The organism is Candidatus Flexifilum breve (assembly GCF_016713355.1).
The window spans coordinates 177,590-196,268 of record NZ_JADJPI010000011.1; the positions used below are offsets into that span (position 1 = coordinate 177,590).

Genomic DNA, 18,679 nt, shown 5'->3' on the forward strand with positions numbered 1-18,679 from the left:
GAGTATTCCCATGCCCAAAATCCGCATCGAAAAACGCGATCACACCGGACGCCTCGTGTGGGCGTACGACAGCGACGAAGTTGAGCGCACCGATCACTATGTGCTGATCAGTGCGCACTTTGATCGGGCCGACCGCGACGATGGCTATTTCGTGTGGCAGCAGGGCGACCGCTTCCTCGAATGGCATTACGCGGATCGCTGGTACAACGTGTTCAAGATTTTCGACCGGGACACGGGCGCGGTACGGGGCTGGTATTGCAACATCACCCGCCCCGCGGTGATCGGCGCCGGTGTGGTGTCCGCCGATGACCTCGAATTGGATGTGTTCGTGTTCCCCGATGGGCGGATGCTGCGCAAGGATGAGGCCGAATTCCACGCGCTCGATTTGCCCGCCGCGGATCGCGCGCAGGCGGAAGCGGCTGCCGCGGAGATTGAGCGGTTAGCGGCAGCGAAAATCGCGCCATTTGATTGAGATTCTGCCCTGAGGCTGTAGGGGCGCATGTGTGTACGCCCGGAAAAGTGGGCAGACACGTAGGTCTGCCCCTACAAGGTTTGCGTAGGGACGTGATTTAGAGAGTGTCTAAGCGACCATTGGAATATTCGCGATTTCTCTCGTAGGGGCAAGGCGCGCCTTGCCCCTACACACGCGAAAACAACGTATTTTCAAACGGCTTCTAAAAAGTGCACAGTTATCTTGATGAGAGCGGTTTTTGTAGGGACAAGGCTTTTAACCTCATGCCTTGTCCTCTGTACCCTTCTCTAGAAATTAGGACGAGGCATGCCTCGTCCCTACAGATAACAACCTTATTGGACACCCTCTTTATCGCGTCCGCTGTCTCTCAAAAAATGAACGATGCCGCCCCGTCTATACGGGAGATATTCGCTTTACTTCCCGGATTCTTCGTGGTCGTCTGGTTTGACCAGCATGACGGGCACATCCACGCAGCGCATGACCTCGTGGGCGACGCTGCCGAACATCAGGCGAACGATGCCGCTGCGCCCGTGGGTGCTCATCACCACCAGATCGACCTCTTCCGCGCGGACAAAATCGCAGATCAGGTGCGCGATATCCATGCCCTCGGTCATGTGCGTGCGGACCTTCAAATCTTCGTGCCGCAGTTCAGACCGCACGCCGATCAGGTACTGTTTCATTTGCTCGCGCGCCGCCTGAATCTGCGCGTCCTGCCCGGCCAGCGCAATCTGATCCGCGAACTCGTGCGCCGGGGGCCGGAAGATGTGCAGCAGAATCAGTTCGGCGTTGTGCGCCCGCGCAATATCGACGGCATGTGGCACGGCGCGCTGCGCCCACCCGGAGCCATCGAGCGGGACGAGTATTTTTTGGTAACGGGAGCGGTAGGTCATTGACCATCCTCGAATAAATAACTGTTTACATAAATTTTAACGCCGTCTCGGGCGCACAACAATTGACACGCCACCTCGTGTATTGACATTCGTCGCGCGAATCTACTATAATCCGCCTATAAACCTCATAAAATCTACTAAAAACATGGAAAATCAACCCAATCTGTCCACTGGACGTAATCTGAAAATCGGCCTCTTCCATCTTGGCTCGGGCATGGCCGACGTGATCGCGACCGGTATCTGGAATCGCATTATGATCAGCGATCTCGGCTTCAGTGCCACGCCGATCGGTTTGCTGGTGGCGCTGCGCTATTTCCTTGCGCCGCTGGGCGTGTGGGCGGGGCGCATGTCCGACCGCCGCGCCATTGGCGGGTACCGCCGCCTATTCTGGATCTGGTCGGGGCGCGCGATGATGGCGGTCAGCATCCTTGTGCTCGGCTTTACGACGGCGACCATCGCGCGCGGGGTGCAGGTCGAACCACTGCATTGGCTGGCGATCACGTTCGCCATGCTGCTGTTCAGCCTCGGCTCGGCGTTCAGCGGCAGCACCTTCCTCGCGCTGATCTACGACCGGACGCATGAGAAGCAGCGCGGGCGGGCGGTCGGCATCGTGTGGACGTTTTTGCTGCTCGGCTTCACGCTGGGTGGCATTCTGTTCGGCGTGCTGCTGCCGGAACATCCCGCCGGCGAGACGGGCTTGTCGTTCACGCCGGAGACGCTGCAAAACCTGTTCGTGATCGCCGCGCTGGTCTTGGGCGGGCTGTGGCTGGGGTCGCTGTGGGGCGAAGAACGCCGCAGCAGCGGATCCGTCGCCGCGGAAGCGGGCAGCGAACACAGCACGTCGCTGCGTGCCGACCTCAAAGCCGCGTGGAGTCACCGTCAGCTGCGCTACTTCTTCTGGTATCTCGGCCTGTCGATGCTGTTCGCCTTCTCTCAAGACCTCATCCTCGAACCGTTTGCGGGCGACGTCTTCGCGATGGAGGCGCGTCACACTACGCGCTTCGCCGCCTACTGGGGCAGCATGTCGATTTTGGGCACCATCGTCTTCCTCGTCTTGTCACGCCGCATCAAGTGGCTGACCAACACCAATATGAACTACATTGGCGTCAGCCTGCTGGTGGTGACGTTTGCCGTCTTTGCGCTTTCGTCATTCGCGGAGATCCGCCCGCTGGTCACGCCGGGGCTGATTCTGCTCGGTCTGGGCTTGGGTTTCTGGAACGTAGGCACGCTCGGCTTGATGATGGAGATGAGCCCCTCCGGGCGCGCGGGGACGTTCCTCGGTTTCTGGACGCTGGTCGTCACGCTGGCGCGTGGGATCGGCGTGGCGGGCGGCGGCATCTTCCGCGATATCTTCCTCAGCCTGAGCGGATCGCCGAACGTCGCCTATGGGCTGGTGTTTGCGCTTGGCGCGGTCGGTCTCGGCGTGACGATCTTCCTGCTCACACGCGTGCAGGTCCGGCAGTTCAAGGCGAATTACACGGCGCAGCCTGTGGAAGCCGAGAAAGTCTTCGCCGGGGCGATGGATTAGTTCACCTGCTGATGTGCTTCCTGCCCTCACGCCACTGAATAGGGCAGGAAGCCTGCTTGAGTGGCGACAAGCGGGTCGGCGTATCCGCCGATGGGCTTCCCGACCAAACCTGTTTCCCCTCAGATGCAACCCCATATGAGACAGCTTGCTGCGCCCCGTGTTGGCCACCGAATTGCGCTCTGACCATCTGTTCCTCAGTCTAAAATAGTTAAGATAAAATTGATATAAACTCAATCTTGATTGAGGAAGTTATGCTATAGTAGTTATATCGTGATGCTATGCACGGGAAGATCATGCTCTACGAATGCCATTGGTACGTTGATCAACGAATTCTCTACCAGAAAATCAGTGGTCCGGTTGTTGCTCAGGATCTCGTGACAATCCAAACGGATGGCGACCCAAAGGTCGAAAGCGGGATCCGCTACGTTCACGTGATTGTGGATACTTTGGAAGTGACGAGCTTCCCGATCAACCTGGGCGACCTCAACAAAGTGATGCGGCGCACCTCCTCCGACAAACGCGGCTGGACGGTAATCATCGCCACGAATCGCATGCTGCAGTTCCTCGCGTCCACGTTGATCCAGCTCGCCGGGATGCGCGTGCGCGTGGTCTCGACACTGGATGAGGGTGTCACGTTCATCGCGCAGCAGGACAATACAATCCAACTGCCGGTCTGAGACGAGGTATAGCTTTTCTGGTGCTTCTGGCGAATAATGAGGGTCAGCATTTTTCCTCTCGACAGAGAAGCACATGGCAAAAGCACTCTCCAACACTCAAATTGTGCGAGCGGCCGTGGTGGTCGTCGGCGGGTTTCTCGCCAGCGGCGTGCTCGGTCTCGTACGCACGGCGGCGTTCTCCGCGACCTTCGGTGCGAGTGAAGCTCTCGACGCCTTCTACGCCGCGCAGAACATCCCGGAAATCCTGTTCGTGCTCGTGGCGGGCGGCGCGCTTGGCTCGTCGTTCATCCCGGTCTTTGCGCGCTACCTGACGGCGGGCGATCAAGCGGGCGCCTGGCGCTTGGCCAGCGCGGTGATGTCGTGCGTGGCGGTGCTGGCGGCGGCGCTCGCGTTGATCATTGGCGTGTTCGCGCCGACCCTCATCCCCGTGCTCGTCCCCGATGCCCCGCCGACCATGCAGGCGCTCACCATTGATCTGACGCGCGTCATGTTGGTCACGGTCGTGATCTTCAGTATCAGCGGTCTGCTGATGGGCATCCTCAACGCCCAGCAGATCTTCACGCTGCCCGCGCTGGCGCTCGCCGCCAACAACATCGGGCAGATCGTCGGCGCGTTGATTATCGTGCCGCTGCTCCCCGACAACTCCAAAATCTATGGTCTTGCGTTCGGCGCGGTGCTCGGCGCGGTGCTGCATCTGGTGGTGCAGATCCCCGGTTTGCGGCACATCGACGCGCGCCTGGCCTTCCTGCCTAATCCGCGCGTGCCCGGTGTGATCGAAGTCATCACGCTGATGGGACCGCGTGTGCTCGGCCTCGCCGTCGTGCAAATCAACTTCCTCGTCAATCTCTCGCTGGCCTCCGGCATGGTCGCCGGGAGCTACAGCGCGCTCAAAACCGCGTGGACGCTGATGTTCTTCGTGCTCGGCGTGATCGCGCAGAGCGTGGGCACGGCGGTCTTCCCGTCGCTCTCCGCGCTGGCGGCCAAAAACGATCTCGATGGTTTCAAAGATCGGCTGGCGGGGGCGCTGCGCGGCGTGCTGTTCCTCGCCTTCCCCGCCACCGTGGGGTTAATCCTGCTCGGGCACGTGGGCATCAGTCTGCTGCTGCAGTACGGCGCGTGGACGCCCGAAAGCACGGCGGCGACGGCGTGGGCGCTCGGCTTCTTCGCGCTCGGCATCGCCGGTCACAGCCTGCTTGAAGTGCTCTCGCGCGCCTTTTATGCGCTGGCGGATACGCGCACGCCCGTGCTCGTGGGCATCGCGTCGATGGCCGCGAACATCGCGCTGAGTCTCGTGCTGGTGCATGTCGTCGGCGACCCGAACACCCTCAGCCGGGGATCGTTCGCCGGGCTGGCGCTCGCCAATTCACTGGCGACGCTGCTTGAAGGGGCGTTCCTATGGTGGATCTTGCGGCGGCGCATCGGCAGTTTGAAGGATGGCTATGTGCTCAATGGGGCGGCGCGCGCGCTGGCGGCGGCGCTCGGCATGGGCGCGGTGGTCGCGCTGATCGTGAACGTGCTGACCAACGTCGGCGGTCTGCTCACAGCGGTGCTCGGCGCGGGTGTGGGCGTGGGCGTGTTCTTCGCGCTGGCCTTCGTCTTCGGCGTCGAAGAAGCGCGCACCATTCCGAACATGGTACTGGCGCGTTTCCGTCGTTAACGGATTTCCGCGTCCTGCTTAAGTCGCGGATCATCCCCGCTTTACGAGATTCATGCTTTAATTAGGCTGTATTCGCGAGTCTTCTAGGGGGAGCCCATGCCGCACATTCGGTTTGTACGGTTCACCCGGTGGCTGCTTTTCCTCACCTGCCTCTACGCTGTCGGCGCGGTCACCGCGCAAGCCGCCGTTGTGCCGATTCACGCTATTCAGGTGGGCGCTGCCAGCCCACTCGTCAACCAGACGGTGCTCGTGCGCGCGGTCGTCACCGCCGATTATCAGAGCAACCTGCAGCGGGGGGGCTTCTACGTTCAGGAAGTCGCCGCCGATGCCGATGCTGCCACCGGCGAAGGGATCTTCGTCTACTGCGACCCGGACGGGCCGTTCAGCTTCCAGAATAACGCCAACGACATCCGCAATCCGCGTGAGTGTGCGATCGATGTGGCGGTGGGCGATCTGGTCGAGGTGAGTGGCACGGTGCAGGAGATCCGCGAGGAAACCCGCATCAATGCGGTGCACGGCACAATCAGCGTGATCAGCCGCGCTAACCCGCTCCCCGAACCCGTTGTGCTCAATCTCGCGCAGGATCTCATCGGCGCGGGGCTGACGCGGGCGGCGTTCTACGAACCCTATGAGGGCATGCTCGTCACCATTGCCGACCCGCTGAGCGTCGCTGAATACTTCCAACTGGCGCGTTTTGGCGAAGTCGTGCTCTATCAGGGTGGTCGACCGTTTCAATACACGCATGTCGATGATACGCCGACGGACGCCGAATTCGCTGCCTTCAACGCGGATCTCGAACGCCGCCGTCTCGTGCTGGATGACGACAGCAGCGTCGAAAACGTGCCGCTGGTGCGTTCTCCACAGACCCTCTTCTATCCTATGCCGGGCGGACTCTCCACGGGCGCGCCGGGAACGGATTTCTTTCGCGGTGGCGACACCATCACCGGGCTGACGGGCATCCTCAGCTTCGGCTTCGGCAACTGGCGCATGCTGCCCGTCGCCACACTGCCGCCTGTTTTCACGGTCGTCAATCCGCGGTCTGCTACCCCGCCGAACGTGGGTGGCACGCTGACCGTCGCGAGCTTCAATGTGCTCAACTACTTCACGACGCTCGGTTCGCGCGGCGCGAGCAGCCCGGCTGAACTGGAACGGCAGGCCGAGAAGATCGTCGCGGCGCTCACGGCGATTGACGCGGCGGTCTATGGCCTGATGGAAATCGAGAACAACGTCACCGCCGTCGCCGATCTTGTGGCGCGCCTCAATGCGGTGGCGGGTACAGACGTCTATGCTTTCATCGATACGGGCGTGATCGGCACCGACGAGATCGCGGTCGCGCTGATCTACCAACCCGCGCGCGTTACCCCGGTCGGTGTGACCGCCGTGCTGGACGCGCCCGCGTTTGTTAATCCGTTCAACGCGGATACCGACCGGAACCGTCCGGCGGTCGCGCAGACCTTCCGTGATAACGCGAGCGGCGCAGCGTTCACTGTCGTGGTCAATCACCTCAAGTCGAAAGGCTCAACCTGCGGCGCGGGCGACGACGACCCGCTGCAGGGCAGCTGCAACGGTACGCGGACTGCCGCGGCGCAGCAGTTGGTCAACTGGCTGGCGAGTGACCCGACGGGCACGGGGGAACAGGCGATCCTGCTCATCGGCGACATGAATGCTTACGCGGGTGAAGATCCGATTGACGCGCTGCGGGCGGGCGCCGGGAGCCTGCAATTTGTCGATCTGCAAGGCGGCGTGAACTCGGAGAATTACAGCTACGTGTTCGACGGGATGCTCGGCTATCTCGATCACGCGCTGGCGAGCACGATCCTCGCGCCGCACGTGGTCGGCGTCGCCGAGTGGCACATCAATGCCGACGAGGTTCCCGTGTTCGATTACAATGATGAGGTGCGCGACCCGGGTGAGAACGAGTACGAGGAAGAGCCGGACGCCAACCCACTCTATGAGAGTTCGCCGTTCCGCGCTTCCGATCACGACCCGGTGATCATCGGGCTGGCGTTCCCGCCCGCCGAAGCGACTCCGGAGATCACTCCCACGTCGACACCTGATGTCACCGCGACGGATGAACCCGATGCCAGCAGCACCATTGATGTGGATGTATCGGGCGCGGAGGGCGATATCACGGTCAGCATTTGCGTGGAAGATGCGGACACGGTGACAATCCGCGTGCAGACAGATGAGGCGCTCATCACGCTCATTTACGGCGCGGATCAGTGCGAGTAAGCAATCACAGCGCACCAATCCGGTAAGTGCACAGACTACCGTGAAAACGGGATATAGGTCGGTTTTAGGATGCCGCGGACGCGATTTAGAGGGTGTCTAAAAAGCCCACAGTCATCTTGATGAGAGAGGTTTTGTAGGGACAAGGCATGAGGGTGTTGAAAAGGTCAGATTCCGACCCCACCCCCCGTCCCCTCCCCGAATTCAGGGAGGGGAGCCAACAGCGCCTGCCAAGCCGAAACCGTCTTCGTAGGGACGCAATTCATTGCGTCCGCTGACGAAAGGAAAGGCTTTAAGGGATGCTTTTTAAACACCCTCATGCCTTGTCCTTTGTATCCTTCTCTAGAAATTAGGACGAAGCATGCCTCGTCCCTACAGGTGATAACCTTATTGGACACCCCTCTTTATTGCGTTCGCTGCTTCTAAAACGATATCATTTCTTCTCTTCCTGCTGCTCGATGGGCAGGCGGATTTGGAAGCGCGTGTCGCCCGGCTTGGAGAGCAAGCGAATCTCCCCGCGGTGATGATCCACGATGATGCGATGCGCGATATCCAGCCCCAAGCCCGTCCCCTTGCCGACGTCCTTCGTCGTGAAGAACGGCTCGAAGATGCGCGACTGAATGTCCTCGGGGATGCCCGGCCCGTTATCCCCCAGTTCGACCCAGATATCCTTACCGTCTTCCCACGTGCGAATCGTGATTGTGCCGTTGTCGCCCAGCGCGTCGATGGCGTTGTCGATGAGGTTTGTCCACACCTGATTCAGTTCGCTGCCGTGCGCGAGGATGTGCGGGATATTGCGGTCGTACTCCCGTTTGACGGTGATTTTGGCCTGACGCAGCTTGTGCGCGAGGATCATGAGCGTATCCTCGATTCCAGCATGCACGTCGATATCCTGCTGCGGCGCTTGATCCATGTACGAATACGACTTGACCGCCTTGACCAGCTCGGAAATGCGCCCAGCGCTCCGTTCAACTTCGTTGAGCAGCGTCCCCGTCGTCAGCGACGCGTTGAGCCAGCGCACGCCATCCGCGAACAGGTCGTCGTCGCCAATGAGGTCATAGAGCTGTTCGAGCATGTCGGTGGTGACGCCTCCGGACACGAACAGCGGCGCGATGGTGTAGGCGTCATCCACGTCGTGACTATCCAGCCAGTCGCTGAGTTCTTCCTCGCGGTCGCTCTGCGTGAGCGCGTCGAGCGGTTCGGGGTCGCGCAGCTTCTCAGCGATGGTGCGCTGCATTCCCAGCAGGTCGTCGAGCTGTTCCTCGTCGAGCGCGCGGCTGATCTTCACCAGCAGCGGCTGCACCTGCCCGAACGAGTCGCGCAGTTGGTCGGTGGCGCGGCGGGCGGCGGCGGCGGGGTTGTTCAGCTCGTGCGCCAGCCCCGCGGAGAGCACGCCGAGCGCCGACATCTTCTCACGCTGGCGGGCGAGGCTCTCCGTCTTCTGGATGCGCCACTGCAGCGCCTGAAACAGCTTGCTCACGACCAGCGGGCAGATCGCGAACATCTCGCGGAACGCCTGACTATCGAAGCGCAGCACCTTGGTCTCGGTGACCGCGCGCGCGCTGGCGATGTACGGTGTGCCGCTGAGCATGGGGACTTCGCCGCTGAACCCGCCCGCGTGATGCGTATTGAGGATGATTTCCCCGTCGCCCGCTTGTTTGGTGATCTGGACTTCGCCGTCGATCACCACGTAAAAGTAAGATGAGTCGTCGCCTTCGTGGAACAGGTATTCCCCGGCTTGCGCGAAGTAATCTTCGCCATGCTCGACCAGCCAATTCAACTGGTCGTGGCGTAAGTGTTCGAACAGGGGGACTTTTCCGAGTTCTTCGGCGCTCGCCATGCTTACAGACTCCCCAGATACTGATGGATGAACTGTACGGCAATCGATCCTTCGCCAACCGCTGAGGCGACGCGCTTCACCGAACGGTGACGCACATCCCCGGCGACGAAAATGCCCGGCACGCTCGATTCAAGCAGGTATGGCTGACGCTCCAGCGACCAGCTCTTGGGCAGCTTGCCTTCTTTGAACAGATCTGTGCCCGTGAGGATGAAGCCGTGCTGGTCGCGCTCAATTTCGCCGGGCAGCCAGTCGGTGTGGGGCAGCGCGCCGATGAAGATGAACAACCCGGCGGCGTCGTAGTCCTGCTGGTTGTTGCTGACCTTATCAACCACGGTGACGCCTTCCAGATGTTCGCGCCCCTTCACGGCGGTGATCTCGCTGTTGCAGCGGACGATGATGTTGTCGGTCGCTTCGATCTGCTCGATCAGGTACGACGACATGCTCTTGGTCAGCGAGTCACTGCGTACGACCATATACACGGTCTTGGCGTAGCGATGGAAGTACATCGCCGCTTGTCCCGCCGAATTGCCCGCGCCGACGATGAACACATCCTGCCCGGCGACGTTCGGCGCTTCGGTCATGGCTGCGCCGTAGTACACACCCGCGCCCGTCAGGATATCGCAGCCCATCACGTCGAGGCGGCGATAAGACACGCCCGTCGCGATCATCAGCGCGTGGCAGCTCACCTCACTGCCATCCGACAGGGTGAGGATTTTATAGTGTTCTTCCAGCCGCACGCTGATGACTTCCGCCGGGGTAAGAATTTCCACGCCAAAGCGGGTCGCCTGCGCGACTGCACGCCGCGCCAGATCCATGCCGCTCAAGCCGACCGGGAAGCCGAGATAGTTCTCGATGCGCGAGCTCATGCCCGCTTGCCCGCCGGGGGCTTCGCGTTCGATGATGAGCGTGCGCAAGCCTTCCGACGCGCCGTAGACCGCCGCCGCCAAGCCCGCCGGGCCGCCGCCGACGATCACCAGATCGTAGAAAGGCTGCTCGGCCTGCGTCTTCAAGCCGACCTTCTGCGCGACTTCGACATTCGTCGGCTGCATGAGCGTCGAGCCATCCGGGAAGATCAGCACGGGCAGTCGCGGGTCTTGCATGAAGCTGAGGAGCTGCTTGGCTTCTGGATCGGCTTCGAGATCCATCCAGCGGTAGGGTACGCGGTTGCGCGCCAAAAAGTCCTTGATGCCGTGCGCCTTGGGTGACCACTGGTGACCGACCACGCGCACACCCTCAAAGGCGGGGCGGTACGCCGATTTCCACTGATCGAGCAGATCCTGCACGATGGGGAACAGGTTTTCTTCCGGCGGATCCCACGGCTTCATCAGGTAGTGATCCAGCCCGATGACGTTGATCGCCTGAATCGCCGCGTTGGTATCGGCATAGGCGGTGAGCAGCACCTTTTTGGCATCCGGGAAGATCTGGCGGGCTTCGCCCAAGAACTCGACGCCCGTCATTTCCGGCATGCGCTGATCGACGATGAACAGCGCGACCGTGTCATTGCGCAGCCGGAGCTGCCGCAGCGCGTCGAGCGCTTCCGCGCCGGAATTGGCGCGCATCACGCGGTATTCTTTGCCGAACTGGCGGCGAATATCCCGTTCGATGGCGCGCAAAACCTCCTGGTCGTCGTCGAGAGTGAAGATGATTGGTTTAGTTGCCATAAATCCATCCGTTTCGGTTCAATTCTCATCGGTCAAAGCTGCTATGAGAGCTTCAACTTTCCGTTGGAGAAGGGGTAAGTCGCGCTCTACGGTATTCCACACTTCAGTTAGGTCAATATCGGTATAGTCGTGTATCAACACATCCCGAAAACCGGCGATGCGTCGCCACGGTATTTCAGAATTCTGACTTTTCAGTTCATTGGACAGCCGCTTTGTTGCTTCGCCGATGATCTCAAAATTGCGAATAACGGCATCCTGTGCCATCGGGTTCTGTTCAAAGGCAGCTAGTCCCGCTTGCGTATAGCGCTGGATTTTCTCGATACAGTCTGCGATATCGCGCAGATACACCTTATCGTCTTTCATAGAGCGACAGCATCCCGAAGTATGCGGGCGCGGATTGCATCTTTCAGGCCGCGCTCTGATACGACATCAACTTTGCAGCCGAGCAAATCCTCAAGATCCTGAATCAGCCCCACGTGATCGATCAGACTCGTTTCTGCATCAAATTCGACCAGCAAATCGATATCGCTGTCGTCGGTGGCTTCGCCGCGCGCGACTGAGCCGAAGACGCGCACGTTGCTGGCGCCGTATCGGGATGTCAAGTCAAGGATAGCACGGCGCCTGTGCTTCAGTATCTCTTGTGGATGCATTTGCTCCTCCCTTTATCCCTGATTTGGCTTATATCCCAAGATATCCCAAGAATTTGGGATAAGTGGGTTATGTGCGATTCTTAACCTTGTGTAACGATCAACGCCGCAATGATCACAGCATTGGGATATCCCAAGTCAGGCGTCCGCGCCGATCTGCGTAATCCGCAGTTCGGCCTGATCGAGCAGGCGCTGGCAGTATTCCGACAAGCGCTTGCCCCGCTCAAACAGCGTGACCGAGTCTTCGAGCGGCAAATCGCCCGCATCCAGGCGCGTGACGATGCTTTCCAATTCCGCATACGCGGCTTCGAAGGACAATGCTTCCAGTTGCGACATTTACTCTACCTTTGCGCGGCGTGAGCCGTCTTTCATCTCAATCGTGATCTCGGTATTCGCGGACAGTTCCTGCGCCGACGTGACGCGCTGCCCGTTCACGCTGATCATGGCGTAGCCCCGGTCGAGGATCGCCTGCGGGCTGGCCGCGACCAGCGCAATTCCTAGGCCATGCAGCCGTTCGCGCGCTAAGGCGATGCGTCCGCGTTCGCGACTGAGCATGGCGCGATCCAGCGTGACCAGCGACTGCCGGATGGTGCGAATGCGCACCGCGGGTGACACCTGCTTGAGTGCCCACGCTTTCTCCGCCAGCCCGCGCCGGCGCGAGTCGAAGGTGAAGCGCACCGCGTCGTCCAAGCGATAAGCGAGGCGGTCGAGGGTCTGGCGCAGTTCGGTCACATCGGGTGTGAGGATTTCGGCAGCGGCGGAGGGCGTCGGCGCGCGCAGATCGGCGACGAAATCGGCGATTGTGAAGTCGGTCTCATGTCCCACGCCGCTGATCACGGGGATGCGGCTGGCGGCGATGGCGCGGGCGACGCCTTCATCGTTGAATGCCCACAAATCCTCAATGCTGCCCCCGCCGCGGCACACCAGTACCACGTCGATATCCTGCCGCGCGTTCAGCCGTCCGAGCGCGCGCACAATCTGCGCGGGCGCGTCGATGCCCTGGACGAGCGTCGGCGACAACACGACTTCGACCAGTGGGTAGCGCCGCCGCAGCACGTTCTGCACATCCTGAAACGCCGCCGCATCCGCCGAGGTCACCACGCCGATTTTGCGCGGATAGGCCGGGAGCGGACGCTTGCGCAGGGGGTCGAACAGCCCTTCGGCTTCCAGTCTGCTTTTGAGTTCCTCGAATTGGCGATAGAGGTCGCCTACGCCTGCTGGACGCATAATGTCGACATAAAATTGGAGATCGCCGCGCGCCTCGTACACGCTGACCGAACCGTGCGCGGTCACGGCATCGCCGTTGCGCGGCATCATCGTCAGGCGGGCGACGCTCGACCGCCACATGGCGCATTTGATCTGCGCGCTGCCATCTTTCAGCGAGAAATACAGGTGACCGGAGGAAGCCTGCGTGAAATTGGAGATTTCCCCCGTAATCCACACGTCTTGTAAGCGGCTGTCACTTTCAAGGCGGTTCTTGATCAGGGCGGTGATTTCCGCAACGGAACGCGGTTCGGACATAAACAATATTTTCCCTTTGGCAGTTCTTCCGCGTAATTATACAATTAACCGCGATGTTTGATCATGAGGCTAAAGGACGAAATCATGGCGTACTACACCAGCCAACAGCGCGAAGCGCTGCGGAGTGAACTGAAGAAGCTGAAATTTAACCAGGCGAAAGGGCGCATCCGCCGCCTGGATGCGAAGGGGCGCATCGCCTTTCTGAAGAACTCACAGACCACCGGTGTGCTGCACACCGCCTATGACCTGCCGACGCTTGGCATCCGTGTGATTCTCGTGGAGAGCGAAACCCATGTTGTCGATGAGACGAACAACGCCGGGTCGACGCCCACACTCCTCGCCTCCAAGACCGAATTCGTCGACGTGCTGGTGCAGCCGCTGGCGGGCAATCAGTCGTAGGGAAGTGGTTAGCCATTAGTAGTTAGCGAAAAGCAGGCGCGAGGCATCAGCTGTTGAAACTGGTTGCTCGCCAGGAGGGGAGCCAACACGCCAGCAAGTCGTTTTGTAGGGACGCGCTTTATCGCGTCCGTTTTTTTGTTTTGCCCATACGCTATCCCCGATTTCGGCGCAAGCTTCCGGCGGTGGTTGTCGTCGCGGAGGCGGGGACGCAGCGTGATTTTCTGTTCCATTTGGTGTTATAGACCTGCGGCGGTGCTGATCTGACATCACTACCAGCGCATAAGACAGTCTTCGTGAAATTTGTCGCAATCTGTCATGGATCGCGCCCGCAGGGCTGAGGCACGCCCGATTTGTTTCTATAATGGGAACAACGTTGGGTCACAGCTTCCGGCTGCTGGCTACTAGCTGAAGAGGTTTTTGCATGCTGCGTACACTTCCCCAAACCCGCGACTTTTCGCTCGCCTATCGCTTGGCGGCGGTCGTCGCCTTCACCTTCCTCACCGCGATCTCTGCGCGCATCACCATTCCCGTGGAACCCGTCCCGATCACCCTGCAAGTGCTGATCGTCGTGCTGTCCGGCTTGGTCTTGGGCGCGCGTGATGGCGCGTTGAGCCAGTTGTTTTATATCGGCCTGATCGCGCTCAATCTCCCCGTTGATGCGCGCATGGTCGGCGCGGCGGCGTTCTTCAGCCCGACGGCGGGTTACCTGCTTGGTTTCGTCCCGGCGGCGTTCGTCACCGGTTGGCTGATCGAGCGCAGCAATCGCCGCGCGGTGCAGCGCTGGTTGGCGGCAGTGGTGGGCATTCTGGTGATTTATGCGTTCGGGTACACGCTGCTCAAGCTGAACACGGGATTGGCGTGGGATGCCGCGTGGACGGCGGGCGTCGCCCCGTTCATCGCGCTGGATCTCGGCAAGGCGCTGATCGCCGCCGCCGTCGCGGAGAGCGGCCGCGCGTTCTTCCTGCGGAATAGCTAAGGGCACGAAATCCAAGAAAAAGGCCTAACGCCAAGGCGCGAAGACGGAAAGACGCCAAGTGAATGTAAAGGGCGCAGCCTGCTGCGCCCCTAAGGTGTTTTTTGACTTGTTCTTTGCGCCTTCGCGCCCTTGCGTCTTTGCGTTGACTCTTTTCTTTCTTGGCGGTCTTTACTCGATCGCTGCCATGTCTTCTTCGGTGAGCGTCATGCCGAGGATGTTGAAGCCCGCATCGACGTACATGATTTCCCCGGTGATCATCGCACCCCAGTCCGACGCGAGGAACAGCGCGGCGTTGCCCACATCATCCTGATGCACCAGCTTGCGCAGCGGCGCGGCCCGCTCCGAATACTTCAGCATCATGCGGATGCCGGGCACGCCTGCCGCGGCCAGCGTCTTGATCGGCCCAGCGCTGATCGAATTGACGCGGATGCCTTTCGGCCCGAGGTCGGCGGCGAGGTACTTGGTGATCGTCTCCAGCGCTGATTTCGCCACTGCCATGACGTGATACTTCGGCATGACTTTCTCCGCCGCGTAATACGTCAGGCTGATGATGCTGCCGCCTTCTGGCATGAGCGGTTCGGCGCGTTTGGCCATCGCGATCAGGCTGTACGCGCTGATGTCGAGCGCCAGCTTGAAGCCGTCGCGCGAGATGTTGACGAAGCGCCCGCCGAGATCATCCTTATTCGCAAACGCGACGGAATGCACCAGCACGTCGATCTTGCCATAGCGTTCCTGTACCTTGGCGAACACGGCATCGAGCTGTTCATCGCTGGTGACGTCGCACTGTTCGACGAAATCGCAGCCGATTTCCTGCGCGAGCGGGAACACACGCTTTTCGAGGGCTTCCCCGGCATAGCTGATCAGAATCTTCGCGCCTTCATCGTGCAGCCGCTGGATGATCCCCCACGCAATCGAGTTCTTGTTCGCCAGTCCAAAAACCAGCGCAATTTTGCCATCCATTAAGCCCATCGGTTAATCTCCTTAGAGTGGTTGCTATTTTTGATCGCTAACTTTAACACCCGTGATGGGTTGAGGCTACGAATGACTGATGTAAATGACCCGATCCACGTGATTGTGGCGATGGATTTCTCCGACGCGCTGATGGCGGAACTGCGCGATATTTCGCCCCGGCTGCACATCGAACGGCATTTTCCGACCGTCCCGGAAAAAGCGTGGGCAGAGGCCGAGATTTTGTATACGCTGGGTACATTTCCCGATCCAGCGCAAGCGCCGCGCCTACGCTGGATTCAACTGCATTCGGCGGGCGTGAATCACGCGCTGCACGAGCCGATCATCATGGCGGAGGATGTCGAAGTGACGACCTCCAGCGGCATTCACGCCGTCGCCATGAGCGAATTCTGCTTGGGGATGATGCTGGCCTTCAACTACAAGGTTCCGACGATGCAGGAGCTCAAGCACAAGGGGGAGTGGCCGAAAGAGCGTCAGAAAATCTTTGCGCCGCTCACCCTGCGCGGGCAAACGCTCGGCATCGTCGGCTACGGTGCGATTGGTCGCGAACTGGCGCGCGCGGCGGATCACCTCGGCATGAAGGTGCTGGCCATCAAGCGCGATGTGATGCACCCCGAAGACTTCGACGGCTACGCCGAACCGGGGACGGGCGATCAAGCCGGGGAAATCCCGCTGCGGATCTATCCGCCGGAAGCGATTGCCTCAATGGCCAGCGAGTGTGACTTCCTCGTGTTGACCGTGCCGCTCACCGTCAAGACGACGCACATCGTCGGCGAGGACGTTTTCAAGGCGCTGAAAAAGACCGCCGTGCTGATCAATGTGGCGCGCGGCCCGGTCGTCGACGAAGACGCGCTGATCTCGGCGCTGGCGGCGAATCGGCTGGCGGGCGCGGCGCTCGACGTGTTCGAAGAAGAACCGCTCCCCACGACCAGCCCGCTGTGGAACCTCGACAACGTGATCATCAGCCCGCATGTCGCCGGGAACACCGCCAACTACCACGAACGGGCGGCGGCGTTGTTCACCGCGAATCTCGAGCGCTACCTCGAAAAGCAGTCGCTGCTCAACCGCTTCACCCGCCAGCACGGGTATTGAGCGGCTTTTTCAACCTCACCCCTAAATCCCCTCGCCGAAAAGAGGAGAGGGGACTTCACAAGCCCGCCTGACTCCCCTCTCCTCTAGGTTGAGGACAGGACATCGACCAGGACCATGGGGACCATTAAGGCGCTTGTCGGGATTCAGGGAAAACGTGTTTGCGCACGACCTCACGCCCGTCCGTTTCCCGCCAATCCGGCGGACGCCTCGTTGAGGTTCCGTAAATTCCTGGATGGTTAGGCATGCCTGTCCCTCCGTCAGTGCCTCCTCTGCACAGGGCGGGGTGAAGGTGCCTTTACGGCACAAACAACACGTCACGCGGACGCAGGAATGTCACCCCGGCGAATTTGCCCGGCTTCGGTTGGTAGACCACCTTGATTTCCACATCACCATGCTGACCCACCAGCCGAATCCGCGCGTTCGTTTCTCCATCCCCCTCGACCATCGCGCCGAGTCTGAGTTTGCCATACTGGACGTGCACCGCGGCAAACTGGCGCTGGAGATCGGCGCGTTTGACAGACCGAGCGAACAAAGAGTTTGCTTGCTGGTCATCCCACGCATTGATCAACGCGACGAGCTGCGCGACGCTCTGCTTGAGGGCGGACTCAACCGCCGCGCCGCGGTGATCTGCAAATATTGCAGCTTGGCCGGATTCGTCGGCGCGAGGGTGGCAAAGACTTCGATCTGCCCCTTGCTGCACTGCATGATCCAGCGCCCGCGCAGCGCGTTCTCCGGTTCAACTGGCGTCACCGAGCGGCATTTGCCGAAATCAGCGCGCAGCCGCCGGAACTGTTCGCGCCGTTTGACCAGCGGCATATCCTGAAAGAACGACTCGGTTGAGATGGCTTGCAGCGCGGCATCATCCCACGTTTCATAGATTTGCCGCAGTGTGTCCTGCACGGCGCGCAAAATCGGCGCAGTCGGGAGCGTGCGCGGTGTGAGTCCGCCGGTTTGGCGCAGCGCCGTGAAGACTTTCTCCATGGCGAGCCGGGGCGAGGCATAGGTCGCGTTGCAGAAGCCGACGATGCCGATTCCATAGTCTGGCAGCAGGCGATAGAACGTTCCGTAGCCGGGCAAGCCTCCGCCATGCGCTACTGAATAACCGAGCGCTGAATCGCGGCTGCACGCCAAGCCATAGCCATACGCTTCGCCTTGCACCAGCGCGGGGAGATCCGGGCTGGGTCGCGTCGAACTGAGCGCCCGCTGCCGCCACTGCTGTTGCATCTCACGCGCCGAGCTGCGCCGAATCGGGCTTGCGCTGTCATCGTCGTCGCGCGGTGGGAACGCCGAGAGCAGGAAGCCCATGTAGCGGGCAAAATCAGCGATCGTCGTGAATAGGCCGCCAATCGACGCGAAGGCGCCGTCCGGCAGCGGCGGCTCTTCGACCCACTGATCGTCTTCACGGCGATAACCCATCGCCAAGCGCTGCGGGTCGACGGCGGCGCTGTCAAACGTGGTCGAGGTCATGCCGAGCGGCGTCAGGATCTCGCGATTCACATACGCTTGGTAGGGCATGCCTGCGACGTTGGTCACGATGCGCCCCAGAATGGCATAGCCGAGATTCGAGTATTCAAACGTGACGCCGGGTGGGTTCGAGAACGACAGCCCCTTCAGCAGAATCTGCGACAGTTCCGCTTCACTGAGGGCGAGCTGACGATCAGCCCACGGATCATCCTGCGGCAGCCCCGCGCTCATCGTGAGCAGTTGGCGCACGGTCATGGGGGCGGAGTCGCGCGTTGGATAGGGGAGCGCGGCTAATTCCGGCACGTAGTCAGCGGCGGGCGCATCCAGCTGAAGCTGGCCCGCATCGCGCAGTTTGACCAGCGCCATCGCCGTGAAGCTCTTGGTCATCGACGCAATGCGAAACACCGTGTGTTGGTCGACGGGGGTCTGATCGGCGACATTGCGCACGCCCAAACCGCCCGCGTACACGAGTTCGCCGCCGATCACGATGCCGAATGCACAGCCGGGAACCGGGGCGCGTTCGACGTGTTCGCGGAAGATCGCCGCGACTTTGGGGAAAGCGCGGTCGAGTTTTGTCCGATCGAGGGAACTATGAACAGGGAGTGGGAAATCTGCGTAATACCTGTGAGCGGTCAAGGTGGTTTTCTCTCTGAGTAG

Annotated in this window: 18 protein-coding genes; 8 read left to right on the forward strand and 10 right to left on the reverse strand. The window is 60.7% G+C overall.

What is annotated here, in order from left to right; translation table 11 throughout:
* Positions 1–10 precede the first annotated feature (10 nt).
* On the forward strand, positions 11–472 hold the full coding sequence (locus tag IPK17_RS12550; protein ID WP_343418031.1) for a ribonuclease FAU-1 family protein: 462 nt from the start codon (positions 11–13) through the stop codon (positions 470–472).
* A gap of 413 nt (positions 473–885) precedes the next feature.
* Here the strand turns inward: IPK17_RS12550 and IPK17_RS12555 are convergent, their stop codons facing one another.
* Positions 886–1,362, reverse strand: coding sequence for a universal stress protein (locus IPK17_RS12555; RefSeq protein WP_343418032.1), 477 nt, complete (start codon positions 1,360–1,362; stop codon positions 886–888).
* Positions 1,363–1,507: 145 nt separating this feature from the next.
* Between IPK17_RS12555 and IPK17_RS12560 the strand changes: the two genes are divergently transcribed.
* The 4 genes from IPK17_RS12560 (at position 1,508) to IPK17_RS12575 (ending at position 7,456) form a co-directional block, all read left to right on the forward strand.
* Entirely contained in the window at positions 1,508–2,890 is a 1,383-nt protein-coding gene (locus tag IPK17_RS12560; RefSeq protein ID WP_343418033.1) for a BCD family MFS transporter, read from the forward strand.
* Between the two features lie 278 nt (positions 2,891–3,168).
* On the forward strand, positions 3,169–3,567 hold the full coding sequence (locus IPK17_RS12565; RefSeq protein WP_343418034.1) for a hypothetical protein: 399 nt from the start codon (positions 3,169–3,171) through the stop codon (positions 3,565–3,567).
* 73 nt (positions 3,568–3,640) lie between these two features.
* Complete coding sequence (murJ, locus tag IPK17_RS12570; protein WP_343418035.1) at positions 3,641–5,224, forward strand: murein biosynthesis integral membrane protein MurJ; 1,584 nt, start codon at positions 3,641–3,643, stop codon at positions 5,222–5,224.
* A gap of 96 nt (positions 5,225–5,320) precedes the next feature.
* The gene (locus tag IPK17_RS12575) at positions 5,321–7,456 is read left to right on the forward strand and encodes an ExeM/NucH family extracellular endonuclease (RefSeq protein WP_343418036.1); all 2,136 of its coding nucleotides are present in this window, start codon (positions 5,321–5,323) and stop codon (positions 7,454–7,456) included.
* A gap of 430 nt (positions 7,457–7,886) precedes the next feature.
* Here the strand turns inward: IPK17_RS12575 and IPK17_RS12580 are convergent, their stop codons facing one another.
* From IPK17_RS12580 to xseA, 6 genes are all read right to left on the reverse strand, one after another.
* On the reverse strand, positions 7,887–9,293 hold the full coding sequence (locus tag IPK17_RS12580; protein WP_343418037.1) for an ATP-binding protein: 1,407 nt from the start codon (positions 9,291–9,293) through the stop codon (positions 7,887–7,889).
* A 2-nt stretch (positions 9,294–9,295) separates the two neighbouring features.
* A complete protein-coding gene (locus tag IPK17_RS12585) occupies positions 9,296–10,954 on the reverse strand; it encodes an NAD(P)/FAD-dependent oxidoreductase (RefSeq protein ID WP_343418038.1) in 1,659 nt (552 codons plus the stop codon).
* A gap of 18 nt (positions 10,955–10,972) precedes the next feature.
* On the reverse strand, positions 10,973–11,317 hold the full coding sequence (locus IPK17_RS12590) for a HepT-like ribonuclease domain-containing protein (protein ID WP_343418039.1): 345 nt from the start codon (positions 11,315–11,317) through the stop codon (positions 10,973–10,975).
* Complete coding sequence (locus IPK17_RS12595) at positions 11,314–11,604, reverse strand: nucleotidyltransferase family protein (RefSeq protein WP_343418040.1); 291 nt, start codon at positions 11,602–11,604, stop codon at positions 11,314–11,316. The genes IPK17_RS12590 and IPK17_RS12595 overlap by 4 nt, the downstream gene beginning before the upstream one ends.
* A gap of 135 nt (positions 11,605–11,739) precedes the next feature.
* The gene (gene xseB / locus IPK17_RS12600; protein WP_343418041.1) at positions 11,740–11,937 is read right to left on the reverse strand and encodes an exodeoxyribonuclease VII small subunit; all 198 of its coding nucleotides are present in this window, start codon (positions 11,935–11,937) and stop codon (positions 11,740–11,742) included.
* Positions 11,938–13,122 carry an exodeoxyribonuclease VII large subunit gene (xseA, locus tag IPK17_RS12605; RefSeq protein WP_343418042.1) on the reverse strand — a complete coding sequence of 395 codons (1,185 nt, stop codon included), beginning with the start codon at positions 13,120–13,122 and terminating at the stop codon, positions 11,938–11,940.
* A gap of 84 nt (positions 13,123–13,206) precedes the next feature.
* Here xseA and IPK17_RS12610 point away from each other — a divergent pair, with 84 nt between their 5' ends.
* Positions 13,207–13,521, forward strand: coding sequence for a hypothetical protein (locus IPK17_RS12610; RefSeq protein WP_343418043.1), 315 nt, complete (start codon positions 13,207–13,209; stop codon positions 13,519–13,521).
* Between the two features lie 421 nt (positions 13,522–13,942).
* A complete protein-coding gene (locus IPK17_RS12615) occupies positions 13,943–14,497 on the forward strand; it encodes a biotin transporter BioY (protein WP_343418044.1) in 555 nt (184 codons plus the stop codon).
* Between the two features lie 168 nt (positions 14,498–14,665).
* Here IPK17_RS12615 and IPK17_RS12620 read toward each other — a convergent pair whose 3' ends face one another.
* A complete protein-coding gene (locus IPK17_RS12620; protein ID WP_343418045.1) occupies positions 14,666–15,466 on the reverse strand; it encodes an enoyl-ACP reductase FabI in 801 nt (266 codons plus the stop codon).
* Positions 15,467–15,538: 72 nt separating this feature from the next.
* On the opposite strand from IPK17_RS12620, the gene IPK17_RS12625 reads away from it, so the two are divergent.
* The gene (locus tag IPK17_RS12625; RefSeq protein WP_343418046.1) at positions 15,539–16,558 is read left to right on the forward strand and encodes a D-2-hydroxyacid dehydrogenase; all 1,020 of its coding nucleotides are present in this window, start codon (positions 15,539–15,541) and stop codon (positions 16,556–16,558) included.
* Positions 16,559–16,853: 295 nt separating this feature from the next.
* On the opposite strand, the gene IPK17_RS12630 is transcribed toward IPK17_RS12625, so the two are convergent.
* Both IPK17_RS12630 and IPK17_RS12635 read right to left on the reverse strand, forming a co-directional pair.
* Positions 16,854–17,090, reverse strand: coding sequence for a hypothetical protein (locus IPK17_RS12630; RefSeq protein ID WP_343418047.1), 237 nt, complete (start codon positions 17,088–17,090; stop codon positions 16,854–16,856).
* A 32-nt stretch (positions 17,091–17,122) separates the two neighbouring features.
* The gene (locus tag IPK17_RS12635; RefSeq protein ID WP_343418048.1) at positions 17,123–18,658 is read right to left on the reverse strand and encodes a serine hydrolase domain-containing protein; all 1,536 of its coding nucleotides are present in this window, start codon (positions 18,656–18,658) and stop codon (positions 17,123–17,125) included.
* Positions 18,659–18,679: the final 21 nt, after the last annotated feature.

Coding starts and splice junctions, on each gene's coding strand:
- IPK17_RS12550 (WP_343418031.1), top strand. CDS start 11: ATGCCCAAAATCCGCATCGAAAAACGCGATCACACCGGACGCCTCGTG.
- IPK17_RS12555 (WP_343418032.1), bottom strand. CDS start 1,362: ATGACCTACCGCTCCCGTTACCAAAAAATACTCGTCCCGCTCGATGGC.
- IPK17_RS12560 (WP_343418033.1), top strand. CDS start 1,508: ATGGAAAATCAACCCAATCTGTCCACTGGACGTAATCTGAAAATCGGC.
- IPK17_RS12565 (WP_343418034.1), top strand. CDS start 3,169: ATGCACGGGAAGATCATGCTCTACGAATGCCATTGGTACGTTGATCAA.
- murJ (WP_343418035.1), top strand. CDS start 3,641: ATGGCAAAAGCACTCTCCAACACTCAAATTGTGCGAGCGGCCGTGGTG.
- IPK17_RS12575 (WP_343418036.1), top strand. CDS start 5,321: ATGCCGCACATTCGGTTTGTACGGTTCACCCGGTGGCTGCTTTTCCTC.
- IPK17_RS12580 (WP_343418037.1), bottom strand. CDS start 9,293: ATGGCGAGCGCCGAAGAACTCGGAAAAGTCCCCCTGTTCGAACACTTA.
- IPK17_RS12585 (WP_343418038.1), bottom strand. CDS start 10,954: ATGGCAACTAAACCAATCATCTTCACTCTCGACGACGACCAGGAGGTT.
- IPK17_RS12590 (WP_343418039.1), bottom strand. CDS start 11,317: ATGAAAGACGATAAGGTGTATCTGCGCGATATCGCAGACTGTATCGAG.
- IPK17_RS12595 (WP_343418040.1), bottom strand. CDS start 11,604: ATGCATCCACAAGAGATACTGAAGCACAGGCGCCGTGCTATCCTTGAC.
- xseB (WP_343418041.1), bottom strand. CDS start 11,937: ATGTCGCAACTGGAAGCATTGTCCTTCGAAGCCGCGTATGCGGAATTG.
- xseA (WP_343418042.1), bottom strand. CDS start 13,122: ATGTCCGAACCGCGTTCCGTTGCGGAAATCACCGCCCTGATCAAGAAC.
- IPK17_RS12610 (WP_343418043.1), top strand. CDS start 13,207: ATGGCGTACTACACCAGCCAACAGCGCGAAGCGCTGCGGAGTGAACTG.
- IPK17_RS12615 (WP_343418044.1), top strand. CDS start 13,943: ATGCTGCGTACACTTCCCCAAACCCGCGACTTTTCGCTCGCCTATCGC.
- IPK17_RS12620 (WP_343418045.1), bottom strand. CDS start 15,466: ATGGGCTTAATGGATGGCAAAATTGCGCTGGTTTTTGGACTGGCGAAC.
- IPK17_RS12625 (WP_343418046.1), top strand. CDS start 15,539: ATGACTGATGTAAATGACCCGATCCACGTGATTGTGGCGATGGATTTC.